The following is a 12,472-nucleotide window of genomic DNA, read 5'->3' on the forward strand; positions in this document are numbered from 1 at the left end:
AGCCGTCATGTTCATCTGGCTCACTGAGTTGCTGAAGCAGCAGGCGCCGGCCGTGCTGGTGACGGTGGCGCATGCCGAAGGCTCGGTGCCGCGCGAAGCCGGCGCCAGGATGCTGGTTGCGGCCGACCGGCTGCACGACACCATCGGCGGCGGTCATCTCGAATACGTGGCCGAGCGGATGGCGCGCGCGATGCTGGCGCAGGCGCCGGACGAAGCCGGCGCGCAACGCCGGCTGGAACGGCTGCCGCTCGGGCCGACGCTGGGGCAATGCTGCGGCGGCGTCGCCTTTCTCGCCTTCGAGCGGGTCGAGCCGGCCGGCCATGCGCATTTCCGCGACATCGCCGACGCGCTGGCGCGCAATGCGGCCTGCCTGCGGCGGGTGGCGCTGGACAGCGCCGCGCCGCCGCTGCTGGAGCCGGCCCCGGCCAGCGCCGGACCGACCCGCTTCCTCGGCGATGCGCAGGGCGCGCGCTGGCTGCTGGACCTGTGCGCGCCGCCGGCGGCCCAGCTCTACCTGTTCGGCGCCGGCCATGTCGGCGCGGCCATCGTGCGCGCCATGGCGGACCTTCCCTGCCAGATCATCTGGGTCGACGAGCGCCAAGACATGTTTCCGGCGCAGCTGCCGGCCAACGTCCGCATGGAAGCCACCGATACGCCGGAGGCGCTGGTCGCTACCGCGCCCGGCCATGCCAGCTTTCTGGTGATGACCCACAGCCATGCGCTGGACCAGGCGCTGGCCGAAGCGATACTGCGGCGCGAAGGCACAGGCTGGTTCGGGCTGATCGGCTCCAAGACCAAGCGCGTGTCCTTCGAACGCCGGCTGCGCCAGCGCGGCATCACGGACGAGCGGCTGGCCGGCATGGTCTGCCCGATCGGAATACCAGGCATCGCCGGCAAGGAGCCGGCGGTCATTGCAATCGCGGTCGCGGCGCAGCTGCTGCAGCTCTGGCAGGCCCAGGCCGCGGCCGGCGCGACCGAACACGGAAAGAAGCAACAGGCATGAGCAACACCATCCAGGCATACCGCGGCAGCGTGCTGCATTTCAACGACGACCCGGCCTTCGCCGGCGACAGTTATCACTGGCATGAAGACGGGCTGCTGGTCGTCGATGGCGAGCGCGTGCTCGCCGCCGGCGACTACGACGCGCTGGCCGCCACCCTGCCGGCCGATGCGAAGCTGCACGACCTGCGCGGCAAGCTGATCCTGCCGGGCTTCATCGACACCCATATCCATTACCCGCAGAGCGACATGATCGCCTCGCCCGCACCCGGCCTCTTGCCCTGGCTGGAAACCTATACCTTCCCCACCGAGCGCAAGTTCCAGGACCCGGAACACGCCGGCGACGTCGCCCGCTTCTTCCTCGATGAACTGGCGCGCAGCGGCACCACCACCGCCATGGTCTACTGCACCGTGCACCCCGAATCGGTGGATGCCTTCTTCACCGAGAGCAGCGCGCGCAACCTGCGCATGATCGCCGGCAAGGTGATGATGGACCGCAACGCGCCCGACTTCCTGTGCGACACCGCCGAGAGCGGCGCCCGCGACAGCGAGGCACTGATCAGGCGCTGGCACAAGCAGGGTCGGCAGCTGTATGCGCTCACGCCGCGCTTTGCGCCCACCTCCACCGAAGCCCAGCTCGAACTGACCGGCGACCTGGCGCGCGCCTATCCCGACACCTACATCCAGAGCCACGTTGCCGAGAACACCGACGAGATCGCCTGGGTGAAGACGCTGTACCCGCAGGCGCGCAGCTATCTGGACGTGTACGACCGCTACGGCCTGCTGCGCGAACGCGCCATGTACGGCCACTGCATCTACCTCGACGACGCCGACCGCGCCCGCATGGCCGACACCGGCGCCGCGGCGGCGCTCTGCCCGACCTCCAACCTGTTCCTCGGCAGCGGCCTGTTCGACTTTCCCGCCGCCGACGCCGCGCGCATGCGGCTGTCGCTGGCCACCGATGTGGGCGGCGGCACCTCGTTCTCGATGCTGCGCACCATGAACGAGATCTACAAGGTCGCCCGCATGGGCGGCACCTATCTGCCGGCGCTGCGCATGTTCTACCTCGCCACCCTGGGCGGCGCGCGCAGCCTGCGCCTGGAAGACACGATAGGCAGCTTTGCGCCCGGCAATGAAGCCGACTTTGTTGTATTGGACCCACAGTGCACGCCGCTGCTGGCACGCCGCACCGATCGCTGCGAATCGCTGGAGGAATTGCTTTTCGCTCTCGCGCTGCTGGGCGACGACCGCGCCGTCGCAGCCACCTATTCCGCCGGCCGGCTGCTGGCGTCCTCCTCTGGAACAGCGGCTCATTGACGACACTGTCGGGTTGTTGTTCGACAACAACCCGACCATCAAGCTGACGACGCATGGTTTCGTCTCGTTTGCACCACAAGACGGCATGTCGCGCCTGATCGCGGTGCAGACAGTGGCAAAAATCCATGACTGATATCCGTGGCTATGAAAAAATACCCGTAATCAACATATGGCACCAGTTTTGCTTAGAGAGCACGTGTTCGATTTTTTATCGTTCCGTGCTCCAAACGGAATTTTTTAACCACTCGTAAGAAACCCGGAGAAGTCATGCAATCCAAATCCCCTCTCGTCAAGCTGATGCTGTCCACCGCCATTGCTGCGGCCTTTGCCAGCCCTGCCATGGCGCAAACCAGCGTCAACGTCGAAGGCATCGCTGACATGTATGTCGGCTCGATGAAGAACAGCGGCGATACCGGCCGCGTTACCAGAATGGGCAGCGGCGGCATGTCGACTTCCTACCTGGGCTTCAAGGGTGTGGAAGACCTGGGTGGCGGCCTGAAGGCGTCCTTCACGCTGGGCGCGTTCTTCCAGCTCGACAGCGGCACGCAAGGCCGCTTCGGTGGTGACACCCTGTTCTCCCGCGACGCCAACGTCGCGCTGTCCGGCAACTTCGGCGCCCTGACCCTGGGCCGCATGATCTCCCCGGCAACCCTGCCGGCCTTCCTGTTCAACCCGATCGGCGACTCCTTCACCTTCTCGCCGCTGATCCTGCACAAGGCCGTCCCGACCACCGGCTGGGCCAGCACCTTCGCCGGCGACACCGGCTGGAGCAATGCGATCCGCTACACCACTCCGTCCTTCGGCGGGCTGACCGCCAACCTGTACTACCAGCCGGGCGAAGTCGCCGCTGCCGCAAGCAAGAAGAACTTCGGCGGCAACGTGCTGTACTTCAGCGGCCCGCTGTCCCTGACCGCGGCCTACCATGACGTGCAGGTCAACAACCCGACCGACGCCCTGGGCGTGACCAGCAACGTCAACCGCCTCTCGCTGACCGGCGCCTCGGTGCCCTTCAGCGCCACCGCGCCGATCAACGCGACCGAGCAGAAGCTGTGGCTGGTTGGCGGCGCCTACGACTTCGGCGTGGCCAAGCTGTTCGCCACCTACGACCAGGCCAAGCACGACGTGGCGGACCTGCGCGACAAGACCGGCACCCTGGGCCTGTCGATCCCGGCCGGCGGCGCCGGCAAGATCCTGGCAGCCGTTGCCCAGACCCGTCGCACCAGCGACCTGTTCTCCGAGCTGCGCCGCACCACCTATACCATCGGCTACGACTACAACCTGTCCAAGCGCACCGACCTGTACACCTACCTGATGAACGACAAGGTCACCAGCTACGACAACGCGCAGAGCTTCGCCGTCGGCGTGCGTCACCGCTTCTGATCCATCCCTGTCGCCGGCATGGCGTCCATGCCGGCCCGCAAGGCATGCAAGCCCCGCTTTCAGCGGGGCTTTTTGTTTTGATCAACCGCCTGGAAAGAACACGGGGACTTGCGGTAAGAGCCGGGCCATCATGCGCGGCCCTGCAATGTCCGGTAATGCGTGAACTCAGTTCACCACGACATCGATGCCGCATTTGCTCTTGAGCAGATAGCCGGCGGTGCGCAGCAGCGGATCGCCGGCCTTGATCGCGGCGGACGGATTGGCGATCGCTTTCCAGTCCTTGAAGCCTTTCACGCCGGGCGCGATGCCCAGGTCCTTCATGGCCAGCGCATGCCAGCCGTAACGGTCCACTTCGCCGATGAATTCCGGCGCCTGCCCGCGCTCGGCCATCAGTTCGCGGGCACGCAGTTCTATCCTCTCCCGTTCATCGGGCGACGACTTGGAGAAGACGTGCTTGGCCAGCAGCACATTGAGCGCGGCGTCGGCGCGCTTGCCGGAAGCGAGATTACGTCGCAGCAGAAAGACGAAAACGAGGAGTGTGGCGACGAGCGCGAGGATTTCCATGAGGTGACTTGCCATTGAACGGCGTTGATCGGGGTTGGCAAGTTTAGCAAAGAAAAAGGTCCGTCCACCTTGCCCAGCCGTACGCCGCGCCAGCGAAAAATGCGGAGTTGCCAGGACGCGCGGAAGAAATGATGAGCTGAACTTCAATTGCCCCAAAGCCACAAACCGGCCTTCTTTTTCGAATGGCCTGACAGGCTCTGCATACAACTGGTTTTATTTGCAATCTCAAAGGAGCGTGGATATGGATGGCACAAGTGGCAGTCCCGGCGGACATAGTAGTGACGGAGTCAACTTTTGGCGGCACACATCGGAAATGCCGGAAAACAGGAATAGCCCACGCGCCAATCACAACCGGCGCAACACCGATGGAGGCAGCACATCGGATCGCGTGACTGCGCTCGACGTCGACTCCCGAACGGCGGAATCCGAATCGTCCGCAGACGACGATATGGATTCGGCCAGCAGGCCGGATGCGCAAGGATCGCGGCCCGGCTTGCCCAAAATGCACAGCCGTCCCTTGTCACCCTCAATAGCCATCGCCAGCATAAACGCCGAAAGACTAAGCGCCAGACACATCGCTCCCGTATCACCGCCCCGATCGGTCTCGCCCACCTCGCCAGCAACCGGATCACAGGCGTCTGCTTCTTCCCTCCTTTCGCGACAGCGGTCGGCAAAGGCCTGGAGCCAACTGATCATCGCAGCCAGAAGTAATAACGTGGCGCAGATCGATTTCCTGCTGAAACACGGCAGCAACAAGTCCGACAACGATACGGGGGATCGAAAACCGGCTGACGTCAACGAAGCCGACCACAAGGGCTACACCGCTGCGCACCATGCCGCTTGCAAGGGAAGCAACCGCGCGTTGCTCACCTTGCTGCAGCAAGGCGCGCAAACCGATATGCTGTCCGCCGATGGCGCCACGGCGACGATGCTGGCGGCGAAAAAGGGACGCTGCATCGCCGTCGAAATTTTACTGACCTATGACAATGTCCCGGCCACGTCCGACAGCCAATCCAGCCTGTCGGCTTCATCGGCAAAACACAATCTGCATCGCTACGAAGAGGCAGCAAGACAGTGGCGGGATCTGGAAGAAGCTGAGCGCCAGGAAAACCTGTCCAAGGCAGTCTACGCGGGAAAGTTCGACACAGCCGCCCGCATGATCGCTGCGGGCGGTATGGACCCTGATTTTGCCGATCAGCCCGGCTTACCCCTGCTGAGCCATGCCGCCAGGCGCGGCAGCATCGACATAGTTCGACTGCTGTTGTGCGTCGGCGCCAAGGTCAATGGGATCGATGATGGCGAAACGAGTCCATTGATGCATGCCGTCATGGCGCAACAAGTCGCTGTTATCGCTGTGCTGCTTCAGGCAGGCGCATCGATCGACCAGCAAAGAGAAGACGGAGAATCGGCGCTAACGCTGGCCGTGCGGGCCGATTCGACCGAGGTCGTGCATGCGCTCGTGGATGGGGAAAAGGGTTTTCCGCGCAATGGCAAGGCCAGAAAAACGCTGATAGCGCTAGCCATCAAGTTCGGCAGCCGCAATATCGCCCAAGAGCAACTGCCTCTGGGCGGTGATCTGCCCAATAGTGACGGCACGCTCTCGCTCGCTGTCTGCGCAAAAAACGGCGACCTGATCGGCTTGCAGTTCCTGCTGTCTGCCGGTGCCAACCTGGATCATCGATCCTATGACGGCCATACCGCCTTCACCCTGGCGGCCGCCAATGGTCATGTCGGGGTGGTACATGCTTTGCTGGTCCATCGCAGGCAGGCGGCGGTAGCAGATGCAGACAATTCCATACGCGCCCTGTTGAAACAAACCGATCACCACGGTCGAACCGCGTTGATGCTGGCTGCGTTGAACGGCCACACGGCCATGGTCGACATTCTTTTGAGGCAAGGAAGCGACTTGCACGCCCGCGACATCAATGGCATGAATGCACTTTTATGGGCCGTCGCCAAGGCCGACGGGGCAATGGTGAATTTGCTTTCCAACCATCGCGCCACGCACCGGTTTTTTGATCATGCAGGCAATTCCGGCATCATGATCGCAGCGCGATACGGCAACCTCGATACGCTCAAAGTGTTGCTCCTACCGATCTACGCTAACGATCTCTATAACATCAATACGCCCAACAAGGAAAAGGACACTGCACTCACAATTGCCGCTGCCAACGGCAACGAACCGATTGTCAAGGAATTGCTGCATGCAAAAGCAAAGGTCTTGCATGTCAACGCGATCGGGCGCAGCGCCAAGCTGGAAGCGGCGGCGCATGGACATACGGCAATCGTCGAACTGTTGGAAGCGGCGGAACAAAAGGCACTCAGCGCATCCCAATCCATGACAGGAATACTGGCGCCGCTTGCCAACATACCGCTACTCGGCCCCCTGTTGCTGCAGGCCTCATCCGTCAAGATCCCGGAAGTCGACCGTCAAGGCAATTCCTCCCTGGCCCTGGCAGCGCGCTACGGCCATGAGGCCATGGTGAGCCACCTCATCAATCCGACCGACCACGCTTTGGACTTATCAATGACAACAATCCGGCAGCAGGACGGGTTCAGGCTATTGCAGGACCCCGACTGCAACAGAATGCGCGATGACCTGCTAGCAAGATGGGACGTGCCGGCAATTGCCAGCCCGGTCGATATTGACCGGCAGAACAATAAAGGCTTGACGCCCCTGTACCTGGCCATCGCCAACGGCCACGAGCAAACCGCCAGAATCCTGGTGCAGCACGGTGCGCTGGTTAATCATGCCAGTCCCGACGGGATAACGCCGCTCTGGCTTGCCGCCACCATGCCGAAATACCGGCCTGGCACCTTGCAGAATGAAAACTCCGCTTTCACGCGAGAACAGGGCGACGCAATAATCCAGATGCTGCTTGACGCCAGTACCGATATCGACGGCCTATCCAGGAATGGGCAAACGCCCTTGCATGCCGCCGCAACATCCGGTCGGCTGACAGCAGTCGAGCTCTTGGTCAGTAACAAGGCCAATTTGAACATGCAAGATGGGCGTGGCATCTCCGCTTTAGGTCATGCCGCAAAAAACGGACACATACCTGTCGTTGAATACTTGCTAAGTCAGGGCGCTAGCCCGCATGTCGCTGCAGGTGTGCATTCGCCACTCATCCTGGCGGCGGGCAACGGACACGACGATATTGTCATGCTGCTCGCGCAAAACGGTGCGAATGTACATCATCTCGGCTTCAATGGCCGTACCGCGCTGATCGTGGCAGCTTTCCATGGAATGATATCGACGGTCGCACTGATGCTAAAGCTGGGCGCAAACCTGCATTACGCCTGCCGGGATGGTTTTACCGCACTCGACCATGCCACCCATGCAGGCCACGCCGACATCATCGCGCTGCTGCGGGCCGGCCATCCCGCGCCGCGCGACAAATAGGCAACTCTTCGCTGGCGAGCTTGCGCAGCCCGCTGGCTCTACTGTTCACCCTCCGCCAGCCCGTGCTGGCGCCGCCCCCGCCGCTTCCGGTATAGTCCGGTGCAATGCGTCAACAGCCAGCCCGTCTTCCATGTCCCGCCTGCCCGCCCATATCGACATCCACCTGATCCGCATTCTTTACCTGCTGCTGTCGGAGAAGAACGTGTCGCGGGTGGCGCTGAAGCTGAACCAGCCGCAGCCGTCGATCTCGGCCTCGCTGCGCAAGCTGCGCGAACTGACCGGCGACCCGCTGCTGGTGCGCGGCTCGCGCGGGATGGTGCCGACGCAGCATGGCGAAAGCCTGTTGAAGCCGGCCAAGCGCATTCTCGACGAGACCGAGCGGCTGTTCGTGCAGAAGCTGCCGTTCGAGGCGCGCGAGGAAGCGCGCACCTTCCGCATCGCCGCGCCCGATTACCTGGACAGCCAGTTCCTGCCCAACGTGGTGGCGCGGGTGCGGCGCGAGTCGCCCAAGAGCCGGGTGGTGATCTTAAACATCAGCCGCGACATCGACCATATCCGGCTGCTGTCGGACGGCGACCTTGATCTCGTGATCGCCAACTGGGACGAGCCGCCCGCCCACCTGCATCTGGCCAAGCTGTTCCAGGACCCGATCGCCTGCATCATGCGCGCCGACTGCGCCTATGCCCGCCGCACCGCGCCGGACGCGATGACGGTGGAAGACTACCTGTCGCTGCCGCATGTGGCGCCGTCGCAGATGATGCCCGGCTATCACGGCGTGATCGAGTCCTTCCTGGAACGCCACAACCTGCGCCGCAACGTGGTGGTGGAGTCGGCATACTTCGGCCAGATGCCCTACATGCTGCTGCAAAGCGACCTGGTGCTGACCACCGGCAGCCAGTTCCTGCGCTTCTATGAACAGAACCTGCCGCTGAAAACCTACAGCGTGCCGCTGAAGTTTCCGCCGATGCGCTTTTACCAGCTCTGGCATGACCGGGTGCATCATGCAAGCGAACACAAGTGGCTGCGCGACCTGATCGGCGCGGTTGCCCGCGAGCTGCAGCCACGCGCTGCTTCCTGAACGCCTTCATTCAACACCATCCTGAACCATGCTTCCTTCCCCTGTTTCCTCCGCCGCCGGCAAGACCCTGCTGGTGCGCAACGCCCGCCTGCTCGTCACCATGGATGCACAGCGCCGCGAGATACCGGATGGCGCGGTCTTCATCCGCGGCCATGTGATCGAGCAGGTCGGCCCAAGCGCCGAATTGCCAGGCGAGGCCGACGAGATCATTGATGCCAGCGGCCGCCTGGTCATGCCCGGCATGGTCAATACCCATCACCACATGTACCAGAGCCTGACGCGGGTGGTGCCGGATGCGCAGGACGGCGAGCTGTTCAAATGGCTGGGCGCGCTGTATCCGATATGGGCAGGTCTCACCGGCGAGATGATACGGGTCTCCACCCAGACCGCGATGGCCGAGCTGATGCTGTCGGGCTGCACCACCAGCAGCGACCATCTCTACATCTACCCGAACGACTGCCGGCTGGACGACAGCATCGAAGCGGCGCAGCAGATCGGCATGCGTTTCCATGCCACCCGCGGCGCGATGAGCGTCGGCCAGAGCAAGGGCGGCCTGCCGCCGGACGCGGTGGTGGAGCAGGAAGACGCGATCCTGAAGGACAGCCAGCGCCTGATCGAGACCTGGCATGACGCCAGCCGCCACGCGATGCTGCGCATTGCGGTGGCGCCCTGCTCGCCGTTCTCGGTCTCGCGCGACCTGATGAAGGCATCCGCCGAACTGGCCCGCAGCCATGGCGTGGCCATGCATACCCATCTGGCCGAAAACGTGAATGACGTCGCCTACAGCTTGGAGAAATTCGGCATGACGCCGGCGCAATACGCCGAGGACTGCGGCTGGGTCGGCCACGATGTCTGGCACGCCCACTGCGTGCAGCTGGACCAGCCCGGCATCGAGCTGTTTGCCCGCACCCATACCGGCGTGGCGCACTGCCCGTGCTCGAACATGCGGCTGGCCTCCGGCATCGCGCCGGTGCGGCGCATGCTGGACCATGGCGTGTCGGTCGGCCTGGGCGTGGACGGCAGCGCCTCCAACGACGGCGCGCACATGCTGGGCGAGGCGCGCCAGGCGATGCTGCTGCAGCGGGTGGGATTCGGCCCGGACGCAATGACGGCGCGCCAGGCGCTGGAACTGGCCACGCTGGGTGGCGCGAAGGTGCTGGGTCGGGACGACATTGGCGCGCTGGCGCCGGGCATGTCGGCTGACCTGGTGATGTTCAGGCTGGATCAGCTGGCCTATGCCGGCGCGCTGCACGACCCGGTGGCTGCGCTGGTGTTCTGCACGCCATCGAGTGTGGATTGCAGCATCATCCACGGCCGCGTAGTGGTGAAGGAAGGCCAGCTTGCTACGCTGGACCTGGGGCCGCTGGTGGAGCGGCATAACGGGCTGGCGCGGGAATTGATGGAAGCGGCGCGGCACAGTTAAGGGGGAGGGTGCAGTAGCTTCTGAAGTTGCCGTTGCCGTTGCTTTTGCTTTTGCAGTGGCCGTTGCCGTTGCAGTTGCTTTTAAATCCCGTTGAGCGCGCCGTGTCAGCGGTGCCCGGAGCGGGAAAAGGTGCGGCGTCTGTCTGAGTCAAGCGCAGCTTGGCGAGTTTAGCCGCGCCCCGCTCCGGGTACCGCTGGCACGGGAACCCCGCGCAGCGGGGCGCGATCACCGGGTCGCCTTTTTTTGGTCACTTTTTTTGGCGAAGCAAAAAAAGTGACCCGGCCGCCGGGACGGACTCCCGGCTTGTCTCCACGGCAGTGCAGCCGCCTTGCGTCACCCGGCAACGCCCGGGCAGCACTGTCGGTGTTGATGTTGACGTTCGTATTGAAACTTCAAACTTCAACTTCAAAAGCAACTGCTGCTTCGCAGTGACGTCTTTACGCCGGGTGAAGCAACACGACCTCACTGTCGTCATGACCAGGCCGGGAGTTCGCCCCGGCAGGCGACCTACTTCTTTTGCTTCGCCAAAAGAAGTAGGCAAGAAAAGGCGACCCGGTGATCGCGCCCCGCTGCGCGGGGTCCCCGTGACGTCGATGCATGGAGCGGGGCGCGGCTAAACTCGCCAAGCTGCGCTTGACTCAGACAGACGCCGCACCTTTTCCCGCTCCACGCACCGACGTCACGGCGCGCTCAACGGGATTTAAAAGCAACTGCAACGGCAACCGCGACTGCAACGGCACCAGCCCCCTCCCCTCAATGCGCCCCGCCCGCATCCACCGGCGTCTTCGACCTCACAGGCCGCGTCATCCACACCAGCCCGATCAGCAGGATGAACAGAATTGCCGACATGTAGAAGATGTCAGTCGCGCCCAGCGTGCCCGCCTGCACCGACAGGCTGCGCTCGATCACGGCCCAGGCGCCCTGCTCCGACATGCCCTGCGCCTGCATTGCCTGCACCGCCTGGGCGAAGGCCGGGTTGGATGGTCCGGCATGCTCGGCCAGCTGTGCATGGTGCAGCGTGCTGCGGCTGTCCCACAGCGTCGAGGTGAGCGAGGTGCCCATGCCGCCGAACATGATGCGCACGAAATTCGACAGGCCGGCCGCTGCCGGGATGCGATCCGGCGACAGGCCGGACAGGATGATAGACGTCAGCGGAATGAAGAACATCGCCATCGCCGCGCCCTGGATCACGGTCGGGATCATCAGCGTCATGGTGTCGACTTCAGGCGTGAAGCGCGAACGCAGGAAGAACACCAGCGCGAAGATCAGGAAGGCAGTCGAGGCGACGAAGCGCGCGTCGACCTTGGGCAGCATCTTGCCCACCAGCGGCGAGAGCAGGATGGCGAAGATGCCGACCGGGGCCATCACCTTGCCGGCCTCGGTGGCGGTGTAGCCGATCTGGGTCTGCAGCCATAGCGGCAGGATCACCAGGCTGCCGAAGAACAGACCATAGGCCACCGAGATCGCCACCACGCCGCCGCTGAAATTGCGGCCGGCGAACAGCGACAGGTCCACCACCGGATGGTCTTCACCCAGCTCCCAGATGATGAAATAGATGAAAGCCACCAGCGCCACCGCGGTCAGCACGATGATCTCGCCGGAAGCGAACCAGTCCAGTTCCTTGCCCTTGTCCAGCATCAGCTGCAGCGAGCCAACCCAGATCACCAGCAGCGCAAGACCAATCTTGTCGATCGGCAGCCTGACCGTCTTCGATTCGCGGGTGTGATAGATGGACCAGCTGGCCCAGGCCGCGAACAGGCCGATCGGGATGTTGATGTAGAAGATCCACGGCCAGGTGTAGTTGTCGGAAATCCAACCGCCCAGCAGCGGCCCCATGATCGGCGCCACCAGCGTGGTCATGCCCCAGAACGCCAGCGCCATGCCGCTCTTGGCCGGCGGATAGCTGGCCAGGAGCAGCGACTGCGACAGCGGAATCATCGGCCCCGCCACCGCGCCCTGCAGCACGCGGGCGGCGATCAGGATCTCGATGCTGGGCGCGACGCCGCAAAGGAAGGAAGCCAGCACGAACAGCAGGATGGAGGTAATGAACAGCCGCACCTGGCCGAAGCGCATCGTCAGCCAGCCGGTCAGGGGCACCGAGATCGCGTTCGATACCGCGAACGAGGTGATCACCCAGGTGCCCTGCTGCGGCGACACGCCCATGTCGCCGGAGATGGCCGGGATCGACACGTTGGCGATCGATGAGTCGAGCACGTTCATGAACACCGCCAGCGACAACGCCAGCGTGCCCAGCACGAGCGGCGTGCCGCTCAGCGGCGGCAGGGCGGCGCGGGGAGCAGTGGCCATC

9 protein-coding genes are annotated in these 12,472 nt (G+C 63.7%); 6 read left to right on the forward strand and 3 right to left on the reverse strand.

Annotated features, from left to right (window positions below):
- Nucleotides 1–7 precede the first annotated feature (7 nt).
- From xdhC to ABC383_RS09255, 3 genes are all read left to right on the forward strand, one after another.
- On the forward strand, nt 8–1,003 hold the full coding sequence (xdhC, locus tag ABC383_RS09245; protein WP_413013334.1) for a xanthine dehydrogenase accessory protein XdhC: 996 nt from the start codon (nt 8–10) through the stop codon (nt 1,001–1,003).
- Nucleotides 1,000–2,316: a guanine deaminase gene (gene guaD, locus ABC383_RS09250; RefSeq protein ID WP_413013336.1), complete on the forward strand. Its 1,317-nt coding sequence runs from the start codon at nt 1,000–1,002 to the stop codon at nt 2,314–2,316. Before xdhC ends, guaD begins: the two co-directional genes overlap by 4 nt.
- 267 nt (nt 2,317–2,583) lie before the next feature.
- The gene (locus ABC383_RS09255; RefSeq protein ID WP_413013338.1) at nt 2,584–3,696 is read left to right on the forward strand and encodes a porin; all 1,113 of its coding nucleotides are present in this window, start codon (nt 2,584–2,586) and stop codon (nt 3,694–3,696) included.
- Between the two features lie 165 nt (nt 3,697–3,861).
- Here ABC383_RS09255 and ABC383_RS09260 read toward each other — a convergent pair whose 3' ends face one another.
- A complete protein-coding gene (locus ABC383_RS09260; protein ID WP_413013340.1) occupies nt 3,862–4,260 on the reverse strand; it encodes a hypothetical protein in 399 nt (132 codons plus the stop codon).
- Between the two features lie 345 nt (nt 4,261–4,605).
- Nucleotides 4,606–4,956, reverse strand: a complete 351-nt coding sequence (locus tag ABC383_RS09265) for a hypothetical protein (RefSeq protein ID WP_413013342.1) — start codon at nt 4,954–4,956, stop codon at nt 4,606–4,608.
- A 19-nt stretch (nt 4,957–4,975) separates the two neighbouring features.
- On the opposite strand from ABC383_RS09265, the gene ABC383_RS09270 reads away from it, so the two are divergent.
- From ABC383_RS09270 to ABC383_RS09280, 3 genes are all read left to right on the forward strand, one after another.
- Nucleotides 4,976–7,663, forward strand: a complete 2,688-nt coding sequence (locus ABC383_RS09270) for an ankyrin repeat domain-containing protein (protein ID WP_413013344.1) — start codon at nt 4,976–4,978, stop codon at nt 7,661–7,663.
- A gap of 130 nt (nt 7,664–7,793) precedes the next feature.
- Nucleotides 7,794–8,741, forward strand: a complete 948-nt coding sequence (locus tag ABC383_RS09275; RefSeq protein WP_413013346.1) for a LysR family transcriptional regulator — start codon at nt 7,794–7,796, stop codon at nt 8,739–8,741.
- Nucleotides 8,742–8,769: 28 nt separating this feature from the next.
- Nucleotides 8,770–10,164 carry an 8-oxoguanine deaminase gene (locus tag ABC383_RS09280; RefSeq protein ID WP_413013348.1) on the forward strand — a complete coding sequence of 465 codons (1,395 nt, stop codon included), beginning with the start codon at nt 8,770–8,772 and terminating at the stop codon, nt 10,162–10,164.
- A gap of 753 nt (nt 10,165–10,917) precedes the next feature.
- Here the strand turns inward: ABC383_RS09280 and ABC383_RS09285 are convergent.
- On the reverse strand, nt 10,918–12,471 hold the full coding sequence (locus ABC383_RS09285) for a DHA2 family efflux MFS transporter permease subunit (RefSeq protein WP_413013350.1): 1,554 nt from the start codon (nt 12,469–12,471) through the stop codon (nt 10,918–10,920).
- Nucleotide 12,472: the final 1 nt, after the last annotated feature.

The organism is Noviherbaspirillum phoenicis (assembly GCF_047237965.1).
Classification (GTDB): Bacteria; Pseudomonadota; Gammaproteobacteria; order Burkholderiales; family Burkholderiaceae_D; genus Noviherbaspirillum_A.